This is a genomic window from Pseudomonas sp. IT-P395 (assembly GCF_949767675.1).
Lineage (GTDB): Bacteria > Pseudomonadota > Gammaproteobacteria > Pseudomonadales > Pseudomonadaceae > Aquipseudomonas.
In genome coordinates this window covers 115349-137315 of sequence record NZ_CATKPW010000002.1, presented here as the reverse complement: position 1 = coordinate 137315, position 21967 = coordinate 115349, and the positions used below count along the sequence as shown (strand labels likewise).

Annotated in this window: 24 protein-coding genes and 1 pseudogene; 10 read left to right on the top strand and 15 right to left on the bottom strand. The window is 60.5% G+C overall.

Going from position 1 to position 21967, the window contains the following annotated elements:
* Position 1: 1 nt before the first annotated feature.
* From ACM6IN_RS01815 to ACM6IN_RS01780, 8 genes are all read right to left on the bottom strand, one after another.
* A complete protein-coding gene (locus tag ACM6IN_RS01815; protein ID WP_414915335.1) occupies positions 2–658 on the bottom strand; it encodes a DUF2931 family protein in 657 nt (218 codons plus the stop codon).
* Positions 659–668: 10 nt separating this feature from the next.
* Positions 669–1325, bottom strand: coding sequence for a DUF2931 family protein (locus ACM6IN_RS01810; RefSeq protein WP_414915294.1), 657 nt, complete (start codon positions 1323–1325; stop codon positions 669–671).
* Positions 1325–2866 (bottom strand): phospholipase effector Tle1 domain-containing protein, encoded by a 1542-nt coding sequence (locus tag ACM6IN_RS01805; protein WP_414915293.1) that lies wholly within the window; start codon positions 2864–2866, stop codon positions 1325–1327. Before ACM6IN_RS01805 ends, ACM6IN_RS01810 begins: the two co-directional genes overlap by 1 nt.
* Before the next feature lie 136 nt (positions 2867–3002).
* Entirely contained in the window at positions 3003–3365 is a 363-nt protein-coding gene (locus ACM6IN_RS01800) for a DUF6124 family protein (RefSeq protein WP_099758690.1), read from the bottom strand.
* A 498-nt stretch (positions 3366–3863) separates the two neighbouring features.
* Positions 3864–4682 carry a diaminopimelate epimerase gene (dapF, locus tag ACM6IN_RS01795; RefSeq protein WP_414915292.1) on the bottom strand — a complete coding sequence of 273 codons (819 nt, stop codon included), beginning with the start codon at positions 4680–4682 and terminating at the stop codon, positions 3864–3866.
* Positions 4663–5166, bottom strand: coding sequence for a GNAT family N-acetyltransferase (locus ACM6IN_RS01790; RefSeq protein WP_414915291.1), 504 nt, complete (start codon positions 5164–5166; stop codon positions 4663–4665). Before ACM6IN_RS01790 ends, dapF begins: the two co-directional genes overlap by 20 nt.
* Positions 5167–5179: 13 nt before the next feature.
* Positions 5180–5392, bottom strand: coding sequence for a DUF4287 domain-containing protein (locus ACM6IN_RS01785; protein ID WP_414915290.1), 213 nt, complete (start codon positions 5390–5392; stop codon positions 5180–5182).
* Between the two features lie 222 nt (positions 5393–5614).
* Positions 5615–6163: a cytochrome b gene (locus ACM6IN_RS01780; protein ID WP_414915289.1), complete on the bottom strand. Its 549-nt coding sequence runs from the start codon at positions 6161–6163 to the stop codon at positions 5615–5617.
* Positions 6164–6372: 209 nt separating this feature from the next.
* Between ACM6IN_RS01780 and ACM6IN_RS01775 the strand changes: the two genes are divergently transcribed.
* From ACM6IN_RS01775 to ACM6IN_RS01740, 8 genes and pseudogenes are all read left to right on the top strand, one after another.
* Entirely contained in the window at positions 6373–7050 is a 678-nt protein-coding gene (locus ACM6IN_RS01775; RefSeq protein WP_414915288.1) for a thermostable hemolysin, read from the top strand.
* Positions 7040–8521 carry an AMP-binding protein gene (locus ACM6IN_RS01770; protein ID WP_414915287.1) on the top strand — a complete coding sequence of 494 codons (1482 nt, stop codon included), beginning with the start codon at positions 7040–7042 and terminating at the stop codon, positions 8519–8521. The genes ACM6IN_RS01775 and ACM6IN_RS01770 overlap by 11 nt, the downstream gene beginning before the upstream one ends.
* A complete protein-coding gene (locus ACM6IN_RS01765; protein WP_150730013.1) occupies positions 8518–9192 on the top strand; it encodes a TenA family transcriptional regulator in 675 nt (224 codons plus the stop codon). Before ACM6IN_RS01770 ends, ACM6IN_RS01765 begins: the two co-directional genes overlap by 4 nt.
* Positions 9179–9988, top strand: a complete 810-nt coding sequence (locus tag ACM6IN_RS01760) for an SDR family oxidoreductase (protein ID WP_414915286.1) — start codon at positions 9179–9181, stop codon at positions 9986–9988. The genes ACM6IN_RS01765 and ACM6IN_RS01760 overlap by 14 nt, the downstream gene beginning before the upstream one ends.
* Positions 9985–10629 (top strand): tetratricopeptide repeat protein, encoded by a 645-nt coding sequence (locus ACM6IN_RS01755; protein WP_007910686.1) that lies wholly within the window; start codon positions 9985–9987, stop codon positions 10627–10629. Before ACM6IN_RS01760 ends, ACM6IN_RS01755 begins: the two co-directional genes overlap by 4 nt.
* 11 nt (positions 10630–10640) lie before the next feature.
* Positions 10641–11303, top strand: a complete 663-nt coding sequence (locus tag ACM6IN_RS01750; RefSeq protein ID WP_007910671.1) for a response regulator — start codon at positions 10641–10643, stop codon at positions 11301–11303.
* Entirely contained in the window at positions 11300–12715 is a 1416-nt protein-coding gene (locus ACM6IN_RS01745) for an ATP-binding protein (protein ID WP_414915285.1), read from the top strand. The genes ACM6IN_RS01750 and ACM6IN_RS01745 overlap by 4 nt, the downstream gene beginning before the upstream one ends.
* 157 nt (positions 12716–12872) lie before the next feature.
* Positions 12873–13433 (top strand): annotated as a pseudogene (locus ACM6IN_RS01740) (GNAT family N-acetyltransferase); the annotation flags it as partial.
* A gap of 51 nt (positions 13434–13484) precedes the next feature.
* Here the strand turns inward: ACM6IN_RS01740 and ACM6IN_RS01735 are convergent.
* Entirely contained in the window at positions 13485–14558 is a 1074-nt protein-coding gene (locus ACM6IN_RS01735) for an NAD(P)-dependent alcohol dehydrogenase (RefSeq protein WP_414915284.1), read from the bottom strand.
* Between the two features lie 249 nt (positions 14559–14807).
* Between ACM6IN_RS01735 and ACM6IN_RS01730 the strand changes: the two genes are divergently transcribed.
* Positions 14808–15734 carry a universal stress protein gene (locus ACM6IN_RS01730; RefSeq protein WP_102902053.1) on the top strand — a complete coding sequence of 309 codons (927 nt, stop codon included), beginning with the start codon at positions 14808–14810 and terminating at the stop codon, positions 15732–15734.
* Between the two features lie 29 nt (positions 15735–15763).
* On the opposite strand, the gene arsH is transcribed toward ACM6IN_RS01730, so the two are convergent.
* From arsH to ACM6IN_RS01700, 6 genes are all read right to left on the bottom strand, one after another.
* Positions 15764–16459 (bottom strand): arsenical resistance protein ArsH, encoded by a 696-nt coding sequence (gene arsH / locus ACM6IN_RS01725; protein ID WP_414915283.1) that lies wholly within the window; start codon positions 16457–16459, stop codon positions 15764–15766.
* 9 nt (positions 16460–16468) lie between these two features.
* A complete protein-coding gene (locus ACM6IN_RS01720; protein WP_007910659.1) occupies positions 16469–16939 on the bottom strand; it encodes an arsenate reductase ArsC in 471 nt (156 codons plus the stop codon).
* 28 nt (positions 16940–16967) lie between these two features.
* The gene (locus tag ACM6IN_RS01715; protein ID WP_007910657.1) at positions 16968–18251 is read right to left on the bottom strand and encodes an arsenic transporter; all 1284 of its coding nucleotides are present in this window, start codon (positions 18249–18251) and stop codon (positions 16968–16970) included.
* A 23-nt stretch (positions 18252–18274) separates the two neighbouring features.
* Positions 18275–18622 (bottom strand): metalloregulator ArsR/SmtB family transcription factor, encoded by a 348-nt coding sequence (locus tag ACM6IN_RS01710; protein ID WP_007910655.1) that lies wholly within the window; start codon positions 18620–18622, stop codon positions 18275–18277.
* 53 nt (positions 18623–18675) lie between these two features.
* Positions 18676–19146: a GNAT family N-acetyltransferase gene (locus tag ACM6IN_RS01705; RefSeq protein WP_007910652.1), complete on the bottom strand. Its 471-nt coding sequence runs from the start codon at positions 19144–19146 to the stop codon at positions 18676–18678.
* A gap of 74 nt (positions 19147–19220) precedes the next feature.
* A complete protein-coding gene (locus ACM6IN_RS01700; RefSeq protein WP_110720479.1) occupies positions 19221–20126 on the bottom strand; it encodes a LysR family transcriptional regulator in 906 nt (301 codons plus the stop codon).
* 133 nt (positions 20127–20259) lie between these two features.
* Between ACM6IN_RS01700 and ACM6IN_RS01695 the strand changes: the two genes are divergently transcribed.
* Positions 20260–21906 carry a GMC family oxidoreductase gene (locus ACM6IN_RS01695; RefSeq protein ID WP_414915282.1) on the top strand — a complete coding sequence of 549 codons (1647 nt, stop codon included), beginning with the start codon at positions 20260–20262 and terminating at the stop codon, positions 21904–21906.
* Positions 21907–21967: the final 61 nt, after the last annotated feature.

The following is a 21967-nucleotide window of genomic DNA, read 5'->3' as shown; positions in this document are numbered from 1 at the left end:
CTTACCAACTACCGTAAGGGATGCCGAACTTATCGATATAGCGCTTGGACTTTTCACTGATGGGATAAGCGTAACGCCCTTGGGTTTTCCCCTGACTCGGCCCCAACGGTTCGATTTCGGCCTGCGCTTTCGCCACTTCCACTGGATGGTGACATGAGTCTCTTACCCAAACCTGGATGGCCCCGCCGGGAGCTAAACCCAGATAGACCGAAGATATATAGGTAGCTGTCTGGCCTGGAGTTTTCGCGCAGCGTTGATTCACGGATGTCAGCATCAGTTGTCTGGCCTCTTCGGGTATATCCACCCAGGCTCTATAGGTCTGAGGTTCTACGATGGACTGCCAGCGAACGAAGATCCGTTTCGGGAGATCAGCACCCACTACTGCTTTCGCGGAACTGCCCACACCGTGCCAGCCTCGCGCCGACTCTGTTCCATCTTCTGGCTGCCCACCCGATGCGGATCCCTTTCCCGTACGAAGAAACGTCTTTCCTTTGATGTCTTCGACGGAAGTGTCTTCAACCCACACCTTCATGTAGTCAGGTTCGGTGAAGCCTAGCTCCCACCAAGGAGATTTGGGGTCGTTTTTGGCTGATAGCAGATCGTTTGATTGGCAACCGCTAATCAACAGGACACAAAGCATCGTTGTAAGTTGTTTCATCGGATGATGATTACCAACTCCCATACGGAATACCGTACTTGTCGATATAGCGCTGGGCCTTTTCACTCACAGGGTAAGCATAGCGCCCACCGTGCTTCCCTTGCTCCGGACCTAGCGGTTCAACTTCGCCTTGGGCATGAGCGACTTGGACCGGGCGGTGGCATGAGTCTCTGACCCACGCTTGTAATACACCACCCGGGGCTAGGCCCACGTAAAGAGAGGCCATATATCGCGCCACTCTTTCTGGAGTTTCCGGGCAACGTAGGTGCGTTGAGTCCACCATCAATTGCCTGGCTGATTCTGGGATTTCGATGAATCCCTTGTAGGTCTTCTGCTCTGATATGGACTGCCAACGAACGAAGATGAGTTTGGGAAGATCGGCACCAGTTACCGGAATACCAGAGCCACTGACAGTGCCCCAACCACGGGCGGACTCTGTGCCATCTTCGGGTTCACCTCCGGCAGCGGTTCTCCCTCCTGCCTGGAAAAACATCCTGTTTTGAATGTCCAGAACGGAGCTGTCCTCTACCCATATTTTCATGTAGTCCGGCTCAACAAACCCTAGTTGCCACCACGGGGACTTAGGGTCACTTTCGCCACTTTCTGCGGCTCTCGTCTGGCAACCCGCCAACAGAAAAACGCCCAGCAGAACAATCAACGCTCTCATTACCAAAGCTTCCAATCAGGTACGTGTGGGTGTTGTACGCGAATTGCGTCTGCCGTCGGCGCGTTGATGTAAACGGCTTCTATGCCGCTTGCATCCCTCCTGCCGAGGGGATGATTCCAGTTCGCGGAGGTGTGAATGTATTTGAGCTTTAGCAGCTTTTCTTCCTCAGCCGTGGTGCTGTAGTCGCCGGCGACAAAACGATTACACAATGCTTGCAAGTCATCTGGCACAGCGTACTCATCGCTCTCAGGCATATCGATGAACTGGACGCCCTTTTCCTTCGCCAGTTGATACATGACTCTCAAGTAGACGCGCGAGAGCTTGCCGCTCACTGGTCGCTTGAGTTGCAGCGCGGCGTACACACGCTTCTCTCGGGGTGCCAGTCGATCCTGATTGTCCGTAGGGAGTAAGAGCGCGGCCGGTGTGACAACTTCCAGTAGATTTGCAGGCCACCCTTTGGCAACCCACTGACTTTTCAGGCGTGCAGCATCCCGGTAGATCGATGTAGTTGCAACGTCAGTTTGGACTGAGACTTCAAGCGCTTGCATGGGACTGACCAACACGCATTCCTCGACTTCATCGAGGTAGCTTCCTCCGATATCCGAATGGACGCCGGGAAAGGTGTATTCCGGATGGTCGGGCTTAACCCGACTGAGCGCGAAGTTGGCGCGGCACTCATCGCGAGCTACGAGATGGACAACATCTTTGAAGAATCTGCGATCCAGATAAAGCTTCACACCGGGAGCGATAGGGCTCGTCACTTGACCAAGGTTGGTAAAACCGGCGATGGATGGCACCGTGTCGAACAGGCCGATAAATCCCATTTTGATGCCGTTGCCATACTGGCTATCAAAACTGCGGCTGAAATCTTTGGCGCTGTTGTTCAAAAAGCTTCCTAGTGGCCCTTGCTTGCCTCGCACGATTTCATTTGAGAAGTGCCGTGCAGCTGCTGCACCACGACTGAAGCCAAACGTATCAAAAGTCAGAGACACTATTTCACTGCCAGGACTATCTAGCAGGGCTTCTTCGATAGTTTGTTTTATTTGTGCGAATGACGCCTGAACACGCCCCGCAACACCGGTATCACCCCGGCCCATGCCAGAGCCTACGGCGCTGTCTTTCTCATTGTTTACAGTGCCAATACCGTCGACATAGATAGGACGCGATATGCATCTAAAGGCGCCTGCGCCCTCAGCTTTCTCAGTCTTTTTGTATAAATCATGCAGTTTTTTAACATTGGTTAGGCCGGCTCCGTAACTGCTGTCCGGGTCGCTCATGTACGGCATGCAACTGACAGGAATATCCTGAGGCGCAATCGGATGCTGCGCCCCACACAGCAACCCCGCCGCCGTGTTGTTCGCATTATTCCCAGTGCCATCAAAGAACACCCCAATTCTCAACGCAATCCCGATTTTCTCAGGTTCGCGCGCAGGTTCTTTCCCGTGCTTCTCATATTCCGCCCAACGCTGGGCGTGAATATCGACGGGTTTGGCTTCTTCGTAGCGATAGTTTTTCGGGGGGTTGGGTACGTAGCCACTCATCCATGTTTCCTGGTTCTGATCCTTGAGAACGGCCCGAAGGTTGACAGCCGAGGCTGGGGGGCGCAAGCCGTGGCCGTTTGCCAGCCGGGGTGTTACCGCAGGGTTCGACGAGGGTTTCCCCTCGCCGGGGTGGGGATTAGCTGGCGATTTCGACGTTATCCAGCGCTTGGTTGACGGCGATTTCGCCGAGCATCACGACTTGAGCGATGCCCAGTGCGGTTTTGCGGTGTGGGGTGTCGAGCATGGCGGCGAAATTGAGGAGCATTTCGCTGGCGGAGCCGAGGGTTTCGCTGGCGTTGGCGAGCAGGGATTCGCTGTCGTACTTCGGGTTGGCGAGGTACATGCGTTCGGGTTGTTGGGTGCTGGCCATGATTTGGCTGGCGGGTTTGAGGTAGTGGTCGAGGGCGCGTTCGGCGGCTTCGTGGAATCGCTTGGAATCGGGGGATTCGTAGGGGGATGTGGGGTCGGTTTCGGGTGGGTTGGGTGTTGGTTTGATCATGGTGAAACTCCTAGTTAATAAAAAGGAGCCTTCACATTCGCTACCAAACGAAGGTGGCGGCCATACGCGGGTTGGTAGACCGGTAACTAGGACCCGGCACACCCGAAGGTGTCCTGCGCATGGCCACCATTGAGCAGAGACCTGATGAGGTCTGCAAACGGTTCGCGATGCGACTAGTTATGGCGGGCTACCAAACCCGATCGCTGTTTTTCAGCGACCGACAGACGATAGAACCCGCGACCTAGACGCACAAGCCGGCGGATTCTGGCTTAGTCGTAGGTAACGGCGCAAGGCGTTGTAGGGTTTCGGTGGTTACTTGAGGCTTCGTTTAAACAGTGGTGGTTTTTACTGTTTATTTCGGTCAGTGGTTGATGGGGTGACTGGGTGGGCGACTTCGCGAGCAGGCTCGCTCCCACAGGGGATTTGTGGTGGGTTTGGGATTTGCGGTGACTGGGCTGGCGTTATCGCGAGCAGGCTCACTCCTACAGGGGATTGTGGTCACTTGAGGTCGAATTGGGTGTCGGGGATTGTGCCGGAGAAAGTGGGTTCTACCGGGCCGCTCAGGGTTACGGAGCCTGAGCCATTCCAGTGGACGGTGACGGGGCCGCCGTCGCATTCGACGTTGACGGTGTGGTCGAGCAGGCCTCGGCGGATGCCGTTGACGGCCGCGCCACATGAGCATGAGCCGGAGCCGAGCGGGATGGCGCCGTTGCGCTCCCAGATGCGCAGGCGGATGTGTTGGCGGTCGATGATCTGCACGAAGTGGACGTTGGTTTTTTGCGGAAATAACGGATGGGTTTCGAGGCTCGGGCCGAGGGTGGCGATGTCGACGGTGCCTAGGTCGTCGACGAAATACGTGCAGTGCGGATTGCCCATGTTGCACGCGGTTGGAGCGCCGGCGAGCGGTAGAAATAGTGTGTCGTGTTCTTGCGCCAGAGGGATGTCTTGCCAGTCGAACAACGGTTCGCCCATGTCGACGGCGATCAATCCGCTGGGCGTGCGTTCGCAGGTGAGCAGGCCACGGTTGGTGCGCAGGGTGATCGATGTTCGGCTGGCTTCCCGCATCAACCTGTCCGCCACGCCACGGGTGGCGCTGCCGCACACGTCGAGCGCTGAGCCGTCGGCGTTCCAGAACTCCACGCGCGCATCGGCGTCTGCGCAATCGAGGACCACGGCGAGTTGGTTGAAACCGATGCCGCGATGGCGATCTCCCAGACTTCGGGCGAGCTGACCGGTGACGGGGTTGGTGATGTTGCGTGAGTCGATCACGACGAAGTCATCGCCGTTGGCGTGCATCTTATGGAAGGTGAGTGGCATTCGCTGCGCCTCTGCTGCGCGTCATGTTGATCAGCGCTGAACGTTTGCCACCCGGCGCCGGGCGTTCTTCGATGGAGTACGGCATGAAGCCAAGTTTTGGGTAAAGCAGCAGGCCTGCGGTGTTTTCATTGAAGCAAGACAGTTGCACTTCCTTGGCCTGGTATTTTTCGAAACCCAGCGCGGTCATGGTCTCGACAATGTACCGCGCCACACCCTGGCCACGGGCATATGGCGCGACGATGACGTTGCCAATGCAGCAAATGCCATCGTGCTCAGCCCGGTAGAAATTGGCGAAGCCAACAAACTCGCCGTTGGCCAGAAAAGCCGTGGAGTCGAAGCGTTGGCTGATTGCGCTGTGCATCTGCTCTTCCGTCAGCGGGAAGTTGGCTTTCGGGAACATGAAGAACAGCTCTTGTTCGCCCTGGGGAAAGCTGCAGAGGGTGTTGACGTCGTCGGCCGTCACGGGCCGGTGGGAGAAATTCATCGCTGCCCTGCCCTCACTGTTTACCCGCCAGATGATGCGCAACCAAGGCGTTGGCATGACCGTGGCCGATGCCGTGTTCCTGCTTGAGCCACGCCACCAGTTCCATGTGTTTCTTGTCGGTGATGCCGGCGAGCAGGCTCAGCCAGTGATCGATGGGCTGGCCGTATTTTTTCTCGATGGAGGGGAAGTACGACGCCGGGCCTTTTACCTTGTTGTCTTCGCTCATGCTGCAAGCTCCCTGTGGTCACGACGGAGGGTCGGCGGACGCTCCTTGTCGGCAGGTCATAGAGTGGACGCGAAGTGCGGTTCCGGCAACTGCCCCGCTCTGCCAGACACCACAAAAACCTGTGGGAGTGAGCCTGCTCGCGATGGCGTTTTTTCAGTCAACACTTACATTGACTGGACTACCGCAATCGCGAGCAGGCTCACTCCTACAGTGATATCTGCGTTATTCGGTGCGGCCCGGCAGCATCCGCACCAGCGTGTTATCCCGCACCCAATAATGGTGAAACAACCCCGCCGCTGCGTGCAGCCCGATCAGCCAGTAGCCGGTGCTGCCGATCAGTTCATGCCAGTACTTCAGTTGTTTGCCGAAGTCCGGGTCGATGGCCACGGGTGCCGGGACGTGGAAGCCGAAGTACGGGAACGGTTTGTCGGCGGCGGCGAGCATCAGCCAGGCGAGGATCGGTGTGGCGATCATCAGGCCGTACAGCGCCAGGTGTGTCAGGTGCGCGATACCGGTCTGCCACGCAGGGGGTTTGGGGGTGATCGGCGGGCGTGGCGTGAGACGGCCGAGCAGGCGGATCCACACCAGGGCGAAGATGCTCGCGCCGAACAGGCCGTGGAAGCCCATCAGCAAGCCGCGTGCTTCGCTGCCCTTGGGCAGGTAGCCCTTGATTTCGACGCATGCGTAAACGCCGACAAACAGCGCCAGCATCAGCCAGTGCAGGGTGATTGAGAGTTTTCCATAACGGGTTACGGCGGTGTCGCGGGTCATAAGCTGCGCCTCGTGATTGTCGTGAGTGACGGCCGATTCGTTCGACCGCCTCGCTCCGGTTGTTGGGCGAACCGACGGCGTTACCCTGCCCGCCCAGTCTTAAGAGAGTCTGAAGACAGACCCTCAGGTTAACCTTTTTTTACCTTCAGACTTCGTTAAGAAATGGCTTGGATACTCCGCTCAAACCTATTGAGGGAGGCGTTCTGCCCATGCCCGAATTTGACTGGAACATCCCCCTGCCCCTGCGCTTCGGTCAAGCCGAAACACCGCAGATGACACTGACCGGCGCGCTGCCCGACGACACTCTGCGAGCGACGTTTGAAAGCTTTATCCAGCAACGCTTTCGCAAAGCCCATGGCGCCGATATCCGCCACTTCATGCCCGAGCTGTTCGGCATGCACAACGGCAATGGCGAGTTGTGCGCCGTGGCCGGGGTGCGTCGCGCGCATCTGGAATCACTGTTCCTTGAGCGCTATCTGGATGAGCCGATCGAGCCGCTAATCAGCGCGGCGGCGGATCGTGCGGTCGAGCGCAGCGCCATCGTCGAAGTCGGCAACCTCGCCGCCAGCGACACCGGCAGCGCGCGCCTGAGCATCATCGCCATCACCTACCTGCTGGCCATGGGCGGCCTGGAATGGGTGACGTTCACCGGCAACATCGGCCTGGTCAACAGCTTCCATCGCCTGGGCCTGAAGCCAGTGACATTGTGCGCCGCTGATCCGGAACGATTGGGTGACGAGCGTCAACACTGGGGCAGTTATTACGAAAGCAAACCTTGGGTGCACGTCGGCAACATCCGCGCCGGGTTCGTCCATTTGCGCGATATCGGCCTGTTTACTCGCCTGGGTTTGCCGACTTCGATTGAAGGAGCCTGTCATGTCGCTTGAACTGCAACGCTTCCAGGAAACCCTGCGCGACCATGCCCGGCGCAATGACCACGCGACGGCCCTGTGGGGCGACACGCTGAAACTCGATTACGCCACGCTGTACGCCGAGGTGTTGTATCGCCAGGAGCGTTTGCGCGATGAGCAAGCGCAGGTGATTGCGCTGGCGTTGGACAACGGCGTCGACGCGATGCTCTGGGATCTTGCCGTGCTGTTTGAAGGCCTGACCTGCGTGACGCTGCCGCCATTTTTCAGTGCGGCGCAGCGCGCCCATTGTCTGCAACAGAGCCAGGCCGAGCGGGTGATCGCCGAGCCGGAGCTGGGCGCCGAACTGCTCGCGGCTGGCTATGAACAACGTGGCGAGTTCTGGTGCCGCGCGTTCAGTGGCCCCAGTCGTATGCCGGTCGGCACTGCGAAACTCACCTTCACTTCCGGCACCACCGGCACGCCGAAAGGTGTGTGCCTGAGCGCCGACAGCCTGCTGCGCGTTGCTCGGGAGCTGGATCAGGCCAGCGAAGCCACCGGCCCGCAGCATCATCTGGCGCTGTTGCCGTTGGCGATCCTGCTGGAGAACCTCGGCTGTTACGCCGCGCTGTATGCCGGCGCCATGTTGAGTTTGCCGGGCCAGAAAACCCTCGGCATTCAGGGCGCCAGCGGCGTCGAGATTCCGCGTCTGCTCGGTTATCTGGCCAGCCGTGCGCCGCAGAGTCTGATCCTGGTGCCGCAGTTGCTGCTGTTACTGGTCAGCGCCGCCGAGCAGAAAGCCTTCGACCCGCAAACCCTGCGCTTTGCCGCTGTCGGTGGTGCGCGGGTCTCGGAGGATCTGCTGCACCGCGCGCAACGGGTCGGGCTGCCGGTTTACGAAGGCTACGGCTTGTCCGAATGCGCTTCGGTGGTGTGCCTCAATCGGCCCGGGGCACGCCGCCCGGGCAGTGTCGGCCGACCACTGCCGCATGTCGAAGTACGGCTGGCCGAGGACGGCGAAGTGCTGATCAAGGGTTCGACGCTGCTCGGTTATCTGGGCGACGCGCCGTACGCCGATGAGTGGTGGCCGAGCGGCGATCTGGGCGAGTTCGACCCGGAAGGTTTTCTCTATCTCAAGGGCCGCAAGAAGCACCAGTTCGTCACCAGTTTCGGGCGCAACGTCAACCCGGAATGGGTTGAGTCCGAGCTGACCCAGCGCCGCCACATCGCCCAGGCCTTCGTTTACGGCGAGGCCTTACCGCGCAACCACGCCCTGCTCTGGCCGCATCGCCCGGACTGCACCGACGCCGAACTGGCCGCTGCCGTCGCCGAAGCCAACGAGGCTTTGCCCGATTACGCCCAAGTGCATCAGTGGACGCGCCTGCCGCACCCCTTCACTGCCGCCAATGGCTTGCTCACCGCCAACGGCCGCCCGCGCCGCGACGCCATCGTCGCGCAGTACCACAACCAATTGACCGAATCCGCTGTTTCCGAGGAGTCCGCATCATGAGTTTTTTTGACACCCTGCAAGAAGCCACGCAACAGGAACGCCACGCACTGTTCAACCTGCCGATCATCGTCGATGCCCTGCAAGGCAAGGTCAGCCTCGACAGTTATCGGGCGTTTCTGGCGCAGGCGTATTACCACGTGCGCCACACCGTGCCGCTGATGATGGCTTGCGGTGCACGCCTGCCGACGCGTCTGGAATGGCTGCGCAAAGCGGTGGCCGAGTACATCGAAGACGAATACGGCCACGAGCACTGGGTACTCAATGACATCGCCGCGTGTGGTGGTGATCGTGATGCGGTGCGCGACGGTCAGCCGTCGTTGTCGATCGAACTGATGGTCAGCTTCCTTTACGACCTGATCGCCCGGGGCAATCCGGTCGGTCTGTTCGGCATGGTCAATGTGCTCGAAGGCACCAGCATCGCCCTGGCCACCCACGCGGCGGGCAGCATTCGCGAGCGCCTGGCGTTGCCGGAAACCGCGTTCAGTTACCTGAGTTCCCACGGTTCGCTCGACATCGAGCACATGCAAACCTATCGGCGGCTGATGAATCAGCTCGAAGATCCGGAGGATCAAGCCGCCGTGATCCATGCCTCGAAAGTCGTTTATCGCCTGTACACCGACATGTTCCGTGGCTTGCCGCGTGACGCGGAGGCTCAACATGCAGCTGCGTGATGCGCGGGTGGTGCTGACCGGTGCCAGTGGCGGCATCGGCCTGGCCATCGCCGAAACCTTGTGCGCCGCCGGTGCCCATGTGCTCGCGGTGGCGCGGCATCAGGAGGCACTGCTGCCGCTGCTCAAGCGCTACCCCGAGTCGTTGTGCTGGGTCGGCGCCGACCTGACCTTCCTCAGCGACCGCCGTAAAGTGCTGGTCGCCGCCGAAGCCATTGGTGGTATCAACCTGCTGATCAACGCCGCCGGGGTCAATCACTTCGCCATGCTTGAACAGCTGGATGACAGCGACATCAACGCGATGCTGGCGGTGAACATCAGTGCGCCGATGTGCCTGACCAAACTGCTGTTGCCGCTGCTCAAGCAGGCCGACAGCGCCATGGTGGTCAACGTCGGCTCGACCTACGGCTCGATCGGCTACCCGGGTTACGCCAGTTATTGCGCGACCAAGTTTGCTTTGCGCGGATTTTCCGAGGCACTGCGCCGGGAGCTCGCCGACACCCGGGTCAGCGTGCTGTACGTCGCGCCGCGCGCCACGCGCACCTCGATGAACAGCGCCGCCGCGCAAGCACTGAACGACGCACTCAAGGCCAACGTCGACGATCCGCAAACCGTAGCCTCAGCGGTGACCCATGCGATTGCCGGTGATCGCCGCGACCTTTACCTGGGCTGGCCGGAACGCTTCTTCGTCCGCCTGAACAATCTGCTCCCGCATCTGGTGGATCGAGGCCTGCGCAAGCAGTTGCCGCTGATCCGCCGTCTCAGTGAAAAACCTGACCACGAGTCGCCAAAGCCATGAAAAAACTATCCGCATGCCTGTTGCTCGCCGCCCTCAGTCAAAGCGTCTGGGCGCTGGAACCAGCCGACCAGCAACGCCTCGAGGGCATCCAGCAGAGCTGGGCGCACATTCAATATGAAGTGGCGGAAAAACAGCGCGCCGCCGCGTTCGAACAATTGGCCAACGAGGCCAACGCGTTCACCACGCAGCGCCCGGCGGTTGCCGAAGCGTGGATCTGGAAAGGCATCGTCACCAGCAGTTGGGCCGGTGCCGAGGGCGGCCTCGGTGCCTTGGGCAAAGCCAAGGACGCCAAGGCTGACCTGGAGAAATCCCTGACCCTCGACCCCAAAGCCCTGCAAGGCTCGGCTTACACCAGCCTCGCCGCACTGTATGACCGCGTGCCCGGCTGGCCCATCGGTTTCGGCGACAGCGACAAGGCCGAGCAACTGCTCAAGCAAGCCTTGCAACTCAACCCCAACGGCATCGACAGTCTGTACTTCTGGGGCGATCACCTCTACCGTCAGAAGCGCTACGCTGAAGCCAAAGCTGCGCTGCTCAAAGCCCAGCAAGCCGCGCCGCGCCCGGGCCGCGAAAGTGCCGATGCCGGGCGCCGCAAAGAGATCGCCGCCCTGCTGGTGGACGTGAACAAGAAACTCGACTGACAGGAGTCCGCGTGCGTTTATTACTGGTTGAGGATGACGTGGCGCTGGGTGAAGGCATTCATCAGGCGCTGGGGCGCGAGGGTTACACCGTCGACTGGCTCAAGGACGGCAGCAGCGCGTTGCATGCGCTGCTCAGTGAAACCTTCGATGTCGCCGTGTTGGATCTCGGTCTGCCGCGCATGGACGGCCTGCAAGTGCTGCGCCGCCTGCGCGACAGCGGTTCGAATCTGCCGGTGCTGATTCTGACCGCCCGCGACGCTACCGAAGATCGCATCGCCGGGCTCGACGCCGGGGCCGACGACTACCTGATCAAACCGTTCGACCTGGATGAGCTCAAGGCACGCTTGCGCGCCTTGTTGCGCCGCAGTGCTGGGCGCGCCCAGGCGTTGATCGAGCATGCCGGCATCAGCCTTAACCCCGGCACCCAGCAAGTCAGCTATCAGGGCCAGCCTGTGGCCCTGACGCCCAAGGAATATCAGTTGCTGCACGAACTGCTATCGCCGCCGGGCCGAGTGATGACCCGCGATCAACTGATGCAGCTGCTTTACGGCTGGAACGAAGAAGCCGAAAGCAACACCCTCGAAGTGCACATCCATCACTTGCGCAAGAAGTTTTCCACCGACCTGATCCGCACCATTCGCGGCGTGGGTTATCTGGTGGAGGAGCGTCGATGACCTCGATCCGCCGCCGCACGCTGACCTTGATCATCGGCCTGTTGCTGGCCGGCCTCGCGGTGCTCAGCACCTTCAACCTGCACGACAGCAACCACGAAATCGCCGAAGTCTACGACGCACAATTGGCGCAGAACGCGCGCCTGCTGCAAGGCGTGATGCGCATGCCCTTGGCCAGCAAACAGCACGCCGAACTGTACCAGGCGTTCAACTCGGCGCTGGGCGAAGCGGTGCCGCGCGGCGAAGGTCATCCTTACGAACGCAAAATCGCTTTTCAGGTGTGGAATCCTGCCGGTGATGTGCTGGTGCACACCGCCAGCGCACCGTCCTTCAGGGCGCCGCCGACTCAGCCCGGCTTCAGCGATGTGGTGGATCTGAACAATCGGCACTGGCGCGCTTTTCTCCTTGAAGACAAACAGAACGGCCTGCGCATCTGGGTCGGTGAGCGTGACGATGTGCGCGCCGATCTGGTCGACCGCATCGTCCGCCACACCCTGTGGCCGAATGTGGTCGGCAGCTTGCTGCTCGCGGCGATGGTCTGGCTGGCCATCGGCTGGGGCCTCAAGCCCTTGGCGAACATGGCCGAGACCTTGCGCGCCCGCCACAGCGGTTCGCTGGAGCCGTTGCAACTGGCGCCGCTGCCCAGTGAGCTGGAGCCGATGCAGGCGGCGCTCAACCGCATGCTCGCGCAGATCCAGGAAGTGCTTGGCCGCGAGCGGCGCTTTATCGCCGATGCCGCCCACGAAATGCGCACGCCGCTGGCGGTGCTGCGGGTGCATGCGCAGAATCTGCAGGAGGCTGGCACCGAACAGGAGCGCCGCGAATCGCTGGCGTTTCTGATCGCCGGGGTCGACCGCACCAGTCGCTTGGTCAACCAGTTGCTGACCATGGCGCGCCTGGAGCCGAAACCCAATCCACCGCCGCTGCAACCCATCGACCTCAGCGAAACCGTGCGCAACAGCCTGGTGCAACTGACGCCATGGTTGCTGAGCAAACACCTGGAACTGGCTTTTGAAGACAGCGCTGAACCGTTCAACATCATGGCCAGCCCCGGCACGATCGACATTGCCCTGAACAACCTGATCACCAACGCTGCGAACTTCTCCCCCGAACACGGCGTGATCACCGTGCTGCTCAGCCAGTCCGAGGGGTTTTATCACTTGAGTGTCGAGGATCAGGGGCCGGGCATTGATGAAGCAGATCGGGCGCGCTTGTTCGAACGTTTCTACAGTCGCGGCAATGCCCACGGCGCGGGGCTGGGGCTGACTATCGTCAACACCATCGCCACGCAGTTGGGCGGACGAATCACGTTGGCCAACCGCGCCGAAGGTGGTTTACGCGCAACCTTGTCGATTCCCGACGGGCATCCGCGCCCCGCATCGCAACGCAGCACCCGCGAACCGCCGCAGAGTTGAGCCTGTTGCGGAAACAGAAGCACCATCGCCCGCTGAAAAACAGTGGCCGCGCGTCGGAATCTGATCCAGATCAGTTCCCGGGGCTGACATCGGTGTAGAACAGACTCAGCGCACTCTCCTGCGCGTTGCTCGTTCAGCCCCGATGGAGGCTCATCTCATGCTCACTGTCAAAGACCACAATGACCGCGCGGCGCCGGCCTATGCCGCGCACCAAGGTGAATACTGGATCGAGTCGCTCAAGGATGGCCGCCACGTCTTGATCCGTGCCCTGGCCGCCAAGGATCGCCAACGCGAATATGCGTTCATCAAGCGCTTGTCGCCCGAGTCCCGACACCTGCGCTTTCTCGCACAGATCAGTGAGCCGGGCACCGCGTTGCTCGATCAATTGATGGACGTCGATTACAAACAACGCGCGGCCTTCATCGCACTGGTTCACGAAAATGGCGAATTGATCGAGATCGGCATCAGCCGCTACGCCGCCACGGGCGAGCAGGACTGTGAATGCGCCGTCACGGTCGCAGATGAGTGGATGCACCTCGGCCTGGCCACGTTGCTGATGGAACATTTGATCAAGGCTGCCCGGCACAACGGTTTCAAACATCTGTATTCGGTGGATTCGGCCAGCAACACGGGCATGCGCGACCTCGCCCGATCAATGGGCTTTGAAACCCACAGCGATCCTGATGATCCGCACCAGGTCATTCATCGCCTGAGTCTGCAGCGCATTCCTGCGTCCTGCACCTGTAAACAGTGCGGGGCGCATTGCCGATCAAGGCGTGATCGCCACCTTCATCACCCCATCGCGCTGATGCGCGAACAGTTCATACGCGGCTTCGATATCGTCGAGCTTGAAGTGGTGGGTCACCAGCGGCGACAGATCGACGCCACCGCTTTGCACCACCGCCATCAACCGGCGCATGCGTTCCTTGCCGCCGGGGCACAGGGTGCTGACGATGCTGTAATCGCCCAGCCCTGCCGCGAAGGCATCGTAGGGAATGCGCAGGTCCGATGCGTAAACCCCCAGACTCGACAGGCGTCCGCCCGGGCGTAACACCCGCAAGGCAGACTCGAACGTGACTTGGGTGCCCAAGGCTTCGATAGACACATCCACGCCGCGCCCGTCGGTCAACGCCATGATTTGCTCGACCACGTCGCCGTCCTTGAAATTGACCACATGGGTCGCGCCCAACTGCCGCGCGACACTCATGCGCTCGGCCACCGCGTCGACACCAATGATCACGCTCGCGCCCTTGAGCCGCGCCCCGGCCACCGCACACAGGCCGATTGGCCCCAGCGCGAATACCGCAACGCTGTCGCCGATACTGACTTCGCCACGTTCGGCGCCGGAGAACCCGGTGGACATGATGTCCGGGCACATCAGCACTTGTTCGTCGCTGAGCCCGTCGGGAATCGGGCACAGGTTGGCCGAGGCATCGGGCACCAGGACGTACTCCGCCTGACAGCCATCGATGATGTTGCCGAATTTCCAGCCGCCGGTGGCGCGAAAACCGTGGCGAGTGTCCGGCCCGTCCTGGGAGCCGCAGCCACACAGGCAGGCGTAGCTTTGGCCGCTGGGGGTAATCGCGCCGGCGATCACCCGCTGGCCTTCGAAAAATCCGCGCACCTGTGAGCCAAGTTTCTCGATCACGCCCACCGGTTCGTGACCGACGGTCAAACCTTTGGCCACCGGATACTCGCCACGCAGGATATGCACGTCGGTGCCGCAGATCGTCGTGGTGGTGATGCGCACCAGCGCGTCCAGCGGGCCAACCTCGGGGATCGGCTTGTCATCCAGCACGATGCGATTCTTTTCGACGAATATCGCCGCTTTCATCATGGCCATGATCAAGACTCCTGTGCAGGTGTTTGCAGTGAGTTCAGCACCTTTCCAAGGCTGCGCCGAACTGACCGACACAAGGTTGATAACGATCAATCAATGCAGGATTGCGCATCGCCGATGCCGCACGTCGGACGCAGGCATTATTGGGCCGCGTCATTGACAAAGATCAAGCCACGCCCGGCGGCACGGAGCAACATGAACTGACGCCGTTGCGTCTGGCCGGCCAATGCCGCTACCCACAGGAGATTCGTCATGTCCGAGCAAGCACGTTTCATGCTGGTAGCTTCACCGCTGATGAAACACAGCCCTGCGTTCGATCGGGCCGCGGCCCTGGCCAAGGCATCGGGGGCGGCGCTGCACATCGTGGCATTCGATTACCTCGAAGGGCTGGCGACCGCCGGATTGGTCAACGAGCAGGCCCTGGAACAGATGCGCCTGGGTTATGTCGAGCGCCACCGCCAATGGCTAGAGGACCAGGCGCGGCCCATGCGCCACCTCGGCGTGACCGTGACCACGGAAGTGGTATGGGTCGACAATCCGTTGCATGAAATCCAGATTCACCTCAAGGAGCAGCCGATGGCCCTGCTGATCAAGGATCTACAGCACGCCTCGTTCATGTCGCGGTTGATGTTCACCCCGCTCGATGTTCATTTGCTGCGCGAATGCCGGGTACCGCTGCACTTCGTCAGCCATGTCCAGCACGCCCGGCCCCGGCGGATCGTCGCGGCGATTGATCCGTTTCATCGCGACGAGCAATACGCCGACTTCAACGACCGTATCCTGCGCGAGGCCGCGAAACTGGCCAGCCTCTGCGATGCCGAACTGGATGTGGTCTATGCCTACGACCTGTCATCAATCAGCGCCGACGAGTTCGGCTTTGGCAACGCCTCGACGTTTTTCACCGAGGGCAAGGCGAAAACTCTGTTCGATGCGCAAGGCGATGCATTCCGCGAACTGGCCGAGCGCAACGGCATTGCGCCGGAACGCCAGCACATGATCATGGGCAATCCGGCCAACGTGCTGTGCAGCTACGCCGATGCCTATGACATCGATGTGATCGTCATGGGCCGTATCGGCCATCGCGGCCTGGGTCGGTTGATCGGTAGCACGGTGGAACAGCTGCTGTACAAAATGCCCTGCAGCGCCTGGGTGGTTTCGCCACAAGTACTGGTCGACTGAACGCAGCCGTCCCTCGCCGAGGGACGGCCTCAGATCGAACGCTGATTCACCCGCGCCATCAGTTGCTCGGCGCTTTCCTTGCGCTCGGAGTAGCGGTCGACCAGATGCGCCTGTTGATCGCGCAGCAGCACGGTGAACTTCACCAGCTCTTCCATCACATCGACCACACGATCGTAGAACGGCGACGCTTTCATTCGCCCGGTGTCGTCAAATTCCGTGTAGGCCTTCGGCACCGAGGATTGGTTGGGGATGGTGAACATGCGCATCCAGCGGCCCAACACGCGCAACTGGTTGACCACGTTGAACGACTGCGAACCGCCGCAGACCTGCATCACGGCGAGGGTCTTGCCTTGGGTCGGGCGTACCGCGCCGAGTTCCAGCGGGACCCAGTCGATCTGTGCCTTGAACACGGCAGACATTGCGCCGTGCCGTTCTGGTGAGCACCAGACCTGGCCTTCCGACCACAGCACCAGCTCGCGCAGTTCCTGCACCTTGGGATGGTCGACCGGAGCGTCGTCGGGCAGTGGCAGACCGGACGGGTTGAAGATGCGCGTTTCGGCGCCGAAGTGTTCGAGCAGGCGCGCGGCCTCCTCTACCAGCAAACGGCTGAACGAGCGTTCGCGGGTCGAGCCGTAGAGCAGCAGGATCCGCGGTTTGTGCGCGCCCGGTTGCGACGGTTTGGCGTTATCGAACAGATTGAGATCGAGGTTGGGCAGTTCGGACATAAATCCTCCTTAAAGCGCGCCGATGCGGTCGAGCTCAGCCTTGAGTTGATCGCGGCTGAGCGAGTGGAAAGGCAGATCGAGGAAGGCCTGACAGCGTTGGCCGATGCGCATAAGGGTGGCGTGAAAAGCCGCGTCGACAGTGGCTTCGTCGCCCTTCACTTCGGACGGATCTTCCAGCCCCCAGTGGGATTTCAGCGCCGGGCCGAAATACACCGGGCAAGTCTCGCCAGCGGCTTTGTCGCACACGGTGATGACGATGTCCGGCGGGTTGCTTTCAAAAGCGTCGTTGCCTTTGCTGTGCAAACCATCAATGGCGATGCCGGCCTGTTGCAGCGTCGACAGGCTGCGCGGCAAGACCTGACCTTTGGGAAAACTGCCGGCACTCACCGCTTCGAATCCCGCTGGTGCCAGATGATTGAACATGGCTTCAGAGAGGATGCTGCGGCAGCTGTTGGCCGTGCACATGAACAGAACTCGCATGGATTGCTCCTACCGCTTTTGGCGGACATCAAAGGCTCAGGCGCAGTGCCAGGGCCGAAAGAGTGATCAACAGAACCGGAAGGGTCAGCAGAATGCCGACCTTGAAGTAGTAGCCCCAGGTGATGCGCAGACCTTTGCGTTCCAGCACATGCAGCCAGAGCAACGTGGCGAGGCTACCGATGGGGGTGATTTTCGGGCCGAGGTCGCAGCCAATGATGTTGGCGTAGATCATCGCTTCGCGAACGAGCCCTTGGGCGTCGCTGGCCTGGATCGACAACGCACCGATCAGCACGCTGGGCATGTTGTTCATCACCGATGACAACAGCGCGGACAGCAGGCCAGTGCCGAGGGTGGCACTCCATAAACCTTGCTCGGCCAAGCGGTCGAGGACGACGGCCAGCAGGTCAGTCAACCCGGCATTCTTCAGGCCATACACCACCAGGTACATGCCCAGCGAGAACACCACGATCTGCCACGGCGCATCACGCAAAACCCGTCGGGTAGCGATCTTGTGGCCCTTGGCAGCGACCGCAAAAAGGATCGCCGCACACACTGCCGCGACGGCACTGACAGGAATCCCCAGCGGTTCCAGTGCGAACAGTCCGACCAGCAATATCAGCAGTGTCCAGCCGCCGACCACGAAGGTGGCGTGGTCGCGAATCGCTGCTTTGGGCTCCTGAAGCGCCTCAACCGGGTAGCGCTGTGGCACATCGCGCCGGAAGTACACAAACAGCACCAGCAGCGTCGCCGCGACACTGACCAGACTCACCGGCACCATCACCGATGCGTATTCGGCAAAGCCCAAGCCGAAGTAGTCGGCGGAGACGATGTTGACCAGATTGGACACCACCAGCGGCAAGCTGGCCGTGTCGGCAATAAACCCGGCGGCCATGACGAATGCCAACGTCGCCGCCGGTGAAAAGCGCAGCGCCAGCAACATCGACATGACAATGGGCGTAAGGATCAGCGCCGCACCGTCGTTGGCGAACACTGCCGCCACCGCCGCGCCGAGCAACACGCAGAACGCGAACAATCGATAACCACTGCCCTTTGCCCATCGTGCAACGTGGAGTGCCGCCCACTCAAAGAAGCCGGCTTCATCCAGCAGCAGGCTGATGATGATCACCGCGATAAACGTGGCGGTGGCGTTCCAGACGATGGCCCACACCGTGGGAATGTCTTGCAGCGAAACGGCACCGACGGCCAGGGCGATCACAGCACCGAACGTGGCGCTCCAACCGACGCCTAATCCTTTGGGCTGCCAGATGACGAGTACGAGGGTGAAGACGAAAACAGCGAAAGCCAGCAACATTTCAGAACTCTCTAAATCCGGATTCAGCAGCAGGCGGCTTCGCGCACCGGACGCCCGTCCATGTTCTGCAGGCGGGCGACGTTGTCCTTTAGCCAATCAGCATTGGCCAGGGACGTCACTTGCAGGATTTCGCGCACCCACGCTGGCAGATCCGGGTTGAGACGGTAATAGACCCACTGGCCCTGACGGCGATCAAGCAACAAGCCATTGCTGCGCAGTTGCGCGAGGTGGCGGCTGATTTTCGGTTGGCTGTCGTCGAGCGCACACATCAGCTCGCAGACGCAGAGTTCACCTTGATCGGAAATGAGCAGCATGGCGCGCACGCGGGTTTCGTCAGCGAGGCTCTTGAAGACTTCGGTGGGTGTGATCATGGGACGGGCTCATCACATACGGAAATCCGAATATACGGATATCCATATATAAATCAACCCGGCAAATGCCATCGACCAAAGAACCCTGTGGGAGCACCAGTCGTCACCAGCGTTTTCAACAGCGAATGACGACTCCACGGGCCGCAGTACTCAGGCACATGCGCGATCAATCTATATCCGCAGCGGATGTACCACCGGGCGACGTTGTCATCCAGCGTTTCGATCAAGGCATCCACGCACGCCCTTTCAACCGCTAACGCCTCAAGCTTGTGCAACGCCTCAGTACCCAGCCCGGTTCCGCGCCATTGCGCGTCGATCCACAGGTAATTGACAAACAGACGCCGGAATTCGGTTCTGCCGGTAGCGCCGCCGATCAGTGTTCCCTCCTCCATCAGCGCACAGGCGATGGCTTCAGCTTGCCCGCCGCGCGCCTCAGACAAGGCTCGGCCATGCCGCAAGACGCCGTCACTGATGGCCTTCAAGGTGTCCGCATTGATGTCGCGAACGCTAAGCCATTCCCTCATTGCTGCTCTCCATTGCCAAAGGCCTTGGTGCTACTCAAGCAAAAGCGGCGCCAACAGCAGCACAGCAAAAAGGATTAACGGATGCCGGCCTGCGATCTGCCCAGCAGCAAGCCCTGCTCCGCCTCACACAACCCCACCACATAATCCCAGACCACCCGCAGCCGCACCGACTTGTGCAACTCCCGTCGCGTGCTGATCCAGTAACTGCGCTCGATGCTTTCATCCGGCAGCAACGGCACCAGATCGGGATCCGACTCGGCCATGTAGCAAGGCAATACGGCAATACCCAATCCCGACCGCGCTGCTTCCTGCTGGGCGATGACGCTGGTGCTATGGAACACCACGCGCGGACTGCGGCAGAAACTGTTGAGAAACATCAGTTCCTGGCTGAACAGCAAATCATCGACATAACCAATCCACGCATGCCGCCCAAGGTCTTCGCGACTTTGCAATGGCGGCGCCTTATCGAGATAGCGTTGGCTGGCGTAGAGCGCGAGTCGATAGTCGGTGAGTTTGCGCGTAACCAGCATGTCCGCCGCCGGGCGCTCCAGGTGAATGCTGATTTCCGCTTCACGGTTGAGGATGCTGACGAAGCGCGGCACGGCGACCAGTTCCACTTCCAATCCCGGATAGCGTTCGAACAAGCCGATCATGCGGCTGGCGAGAAACTTGATGCCCAGCCCTTCCGTCACCCCCACACGAATCTTGCCCAGTGGCGCGGTGGATTGGGTGATCTCTTCCTGCGCCAGCAACGCCACGTTTTCCATCGCTTCAGCATGCTTAAGCAGCGCCTCCCCCGCTGGGGTCATTTCGTAGCCTTGCGCGTGCTGGACGAACAGCGCGGTGCCGAGGCTTTTCTCGATGGCTTCGATGTGGCGGGCGACGGTGGCGTGGGTGGTGTTGAGGCGGCGGGCGGCGGTGAGCAGGCGGCCGCTGCGTTGCAGCTCGAGAAAAAACCGCAGGTCGTTCCAGTCGAACATGGCGTGTCCTTGTCGGCTAAGGTCTATGCAGGCTGTTTGAAAACGCACAGCGGCTGCGCAAAAACTAACATTCTTTTAACGAAAGCTAACAACTAGAGTGTCCGACAATAAAAACAAAAAGCGAGGTCAGGGAATGCAGACTTCCCTCGATGAATACGACTACATCGTGGTCGGCGCCGGCCCTGCCGGGTGCTTGCTGGCCAATCGGCTGTCGGCAGATGCGCAGCAGCGCGTGCTGTTGCTCGAAGCCGGCGGGCGCGACAACTATGCGTGGATTCACATTCCTGTCGGTTACCTGTTCTGCATCGGTAACCCGCGCACCGACTGGTGCTTCAAGACCGAAGAACAACCGGGCCTCAATGGCCGCGCGCTGAGCTATCCGCGCGGCAAAGTGCTCGGTGGTTGTTCGTCCATCAACGGCATGATCTACATGCGTGGCCAGGCCAACGATTACGATGGCTGGGCGGCCGAAGGCAATCCGGGCTGGGCCTGGAACGACGTGCTGCCGCTGTTCAAACAAAGCGAAAACCATTTTGCCGGCGCGGCTGAATTCCACGGCGCCCAGGGTGAATGGCGGGTCGAACAACAGCGGCTGTCATGGCCGATTCTGGATGCCTTTCGCAGTGCCGCCGAGCAAAGCGGCATCGCCAGCATCGATGACTTCAATCAGGGCGACAACGAGGGTTGCGGCTACTTTCAGGTCAATCAGAAATCCGGCGTGCGCTGGAACGCAGCGAAGGCTTTTCTCAAGCCTGTACGTGATCGGACGAACCTGACAGTGCTGACTGGGGTTGAGGTGGATCGCGTGTTGCTGGAGGACGGTCGCGCCTCGAAAGTCAGTGCGCGCCACGAAGGCCAGATCAAACAGTTCAAGGCGCGCAGAGAGATTGTCCTGTGCGCCGGCGCCGTTGGCTCGCCGAGCATTCTGCAACGCTCCGGGATTGGCCCGCGACCGTTGCTCGAACGCTTGGGCATCGGCGTGATTCATGAGTTGCCCGGCGTTGGTGGCAACCTGCAGGATCACCTGCAATTGCGCCTGATCTACCAACTGGAAAATGCGCGCACGCTGAACCAGATCGCTGGCAGCGTGTGGGGCAAGATGGGCATGGGCCTGCGTTATCTGTATGACCGCAGCGGGCCGCTGTCGATGGCGCCGAGTCAGTTGGGCGCGTTTGCGCGGTCGGGGCCGGAGCAGACCACGGCGAATCTTGAGTACCACGTGCAGCCACTGTCGCTGGAGCGCTTTGGCGAACCGTTGCACAGCTTTCCCGCCTTTACCGCTTCGGTTTGCGATTTGCGTCCGCAGAGTCGGGGACGCATCGACATTCGTTCGGCGGATCCACAGGAAGCGCCGCTGATCCAGCCCAACTATCTCAGCCATCCTGAAGATTTGCGCGTGGCAGCGGATGCGATTCGTCTGACCCGACGCATCGTCAGTGCCCCTGCCCTGCAAGCGTTCAAACCGGTCGAGTATCTGCCCGGCGCCAACCTGCAAAGTGAAGAGGAACTGCAGGAAGCGGCGGCGAAGATCGGTACGACGATTTTCCATCCGGTCGGCACCTGTCGCATGGGCAATGACGGTGATGCAGTGGTCGACGCACAGCTGCGCGTCCACGGCGTGCCCGGGTTGCGCATTGCCGATGCGTCGATCATGCCGCGCATTACCTCGGGCAACACCTGTTCGCCTACGCTGATGATTGCCGAGAAAGCCGCACAACTGATCCTCAACCCCAACACCAGGAGCAGCACCCCGAAATTGGAGCTGGCCCAAACCCTGTAGGAGCTGCCGAAGGCTGCGATCTTTTGACTTTGGATTTTCCAGATCAAAAGCAAGATCAAAA

What these genes read in the sequence shown, in the direction of transcription:
- ACM6IN_RS01800 (WP_099758690.1), bottom strand. Translation starts at nt 3,365, where the DNA reads ATGATCAAACCAACACCCAACCCACCCGAAACCGACCCCACATCCCCC.
- ACM6IN_RS01730 (WP_102902053.1), top strand. Translation starts at nt 14,808, where the DNA reads ATGTCCGAGCAAGCACGTTTCATGCTGGTAGCTTCACCGCTGATGAAA.
- ACM6IN_RS01735 (WP_414915284.1), bottom strand. Translation starts at nt 14,558, where the DNA reads ATGGCCATGATGAAAGCGGCGATATTCGTCGAAAAGAATCGCATCGTG.
- ACM6IN_RS01760 (WP_414915286.1), top strand. Translation starts at nt 9,179, where the DNA reads ATGCAGCTGCGTGATGCGCGGGTGGTGCTGACCGGTGCCAGTGGCGGC.
- ACM6IN_RS01780 (WP_414915289.1), bottom strand. Translation starts at nt 6,163, where the DNA reads ATGACCCGCGACACCGCCGTAACCCGTTATGGAAAACTCTCAATCACC.
- ACM6IN_RS01815 (WP_414915335.1), bottom strand. Translation starts at nt 658, where the DNA reads ATGAAACAACTTACAACGATGCTTTGTGTCCTGTTGATTAGCGGTTGC.
- ACM6IN_RS01775 (WP_414915288.1), top strand. Translation starts at nt 6,373, where the DNA reads ATGCCCGAATTTGACTGGAACATCCCCCTGCCCCTGCGCTTCGGTCAA.
- ACM6IN_RS01805 (WP_414915293.1), bottom strand. Translation starts at nt 2,866, where the DNA reads ATGAGTGGCTACGTACCCAACCCCCCGAAAAACTATCGCTACGAAGAA.
- ACM6IN_RS01785 (WP_414915290.1), bottom strand. Translation starts at nt 5,392, where the DNA reads ATGAGCGAAGACAACAAGGTAAAAGGCCCGGCGTCGTACTTCCCCTCC.
- ACM6IN_RS01715 (WP_007910657.1), bottom strand. Translation starts at nt 18,251, where the DNA reads ATGTTGCTGGCTTTCGCTGTTTTCGTCTTCACCCTCGTACTCGTCATC.
- ACM6IN_RS01810 (WP_414915294.1), bottom strand. Translation starts at nt 1,325, where the DNA reads ATGAGAGCGTTGATTGTTCTGCTGGGCGTTTTTCTGTTGGCGGGTTGC.
- ACM6IN_RS01710 (WP_007910655.1), bottom strand. Translation starts at nt 18,622, where the DNA reads ATGATCACACCCACCGAAGTCTTCAAGAGCCTCGCTGACGAAACCCGC.
- ACM6IN_RS01765 (WP_150730013.1), top strand. Translation starts at nt 8,518, where the DNA reads ATGAGTTTTTTTGACACCCTGCAAGAAGCCACGCAACAGGAACGCCAC.
- ACM6IN_RS01745 (WP_414915285.1), top strand. Translation starts at nt 11,300, where the DNA reads ATGACCTCGATCCGCCGCCGCACGCTGACCTTGATCATCGGCCTGTTG.
- ACM6IN_RS01790 (WP_414915291.1), bottom strand. Translation starts at nt 5,166, where the DNA reads ATGAATTTCTCCCACCGGCCCGTGACGGCCGACGACGTCAACACCCTC.
- ACM6IN_RS01755 (WP_007910686.1), top strand. Translation starts at nt 9,985, where the DNA reads ATGAAAAAACTATCCGCATGCCTGTTGCTCGCCGCCCTCAGTCAAAGC.
- ACM6IN_RS01720 (WP_007910659.1), bottom strand. Translation starts at nt 16,939, where the DNA reads ATGCGAGTTCTGTTCATGTGCACGGCCAACAGCTGCCGCAGCATCCTC.
- ACM6IN_RS01770 (WP_414915287.1), top strand. Translation starts at nt 7,040, where the DNA reads ATGTCGCTTGAACTGCAACGCTTCCAGGAAACCCTGCGCGACCATGCC.
- arsH (WP_414915283.1), bottom strand. Translation starts at nt 16,459, where the DNA reads ATGTCCGAACTGCCCAACCTCGATCTCAATCTGTTCGATAACGCCAAA.
- ACM6IN_RS01695 (WP_414915282.1), top strand. Translation starts at nt 20,260, where the DNA reads ATGCAGACTTCCCTCGATGAATACGACTACATCGTGGTCGGCGCCGGC.
- ACM6IN_RS01705 (WP_007910652.1), bottom strand. Translation starts at nt 19,146, where the DNA reads ATGAGGGAATGGCTTAGCGTTCGCGACATCAATGCGGACACCTTGAAG.
- ACM6IN_RS01700 (WP_110720479.1), bottom strand. Translation starts at nt 20,126, where the DNA reads ATGTTCGACTGGAACGACCTGCGGTTTTTTCTCGAGCTGCAACGCAGC.
- dapF (WP_414915292.1), bottom strand. Translation starts at nt 4,682, where the DNA reads ATGCCACTCACCTTCCATAAGATGCACGCCAACGGCGATGACTTCGTC.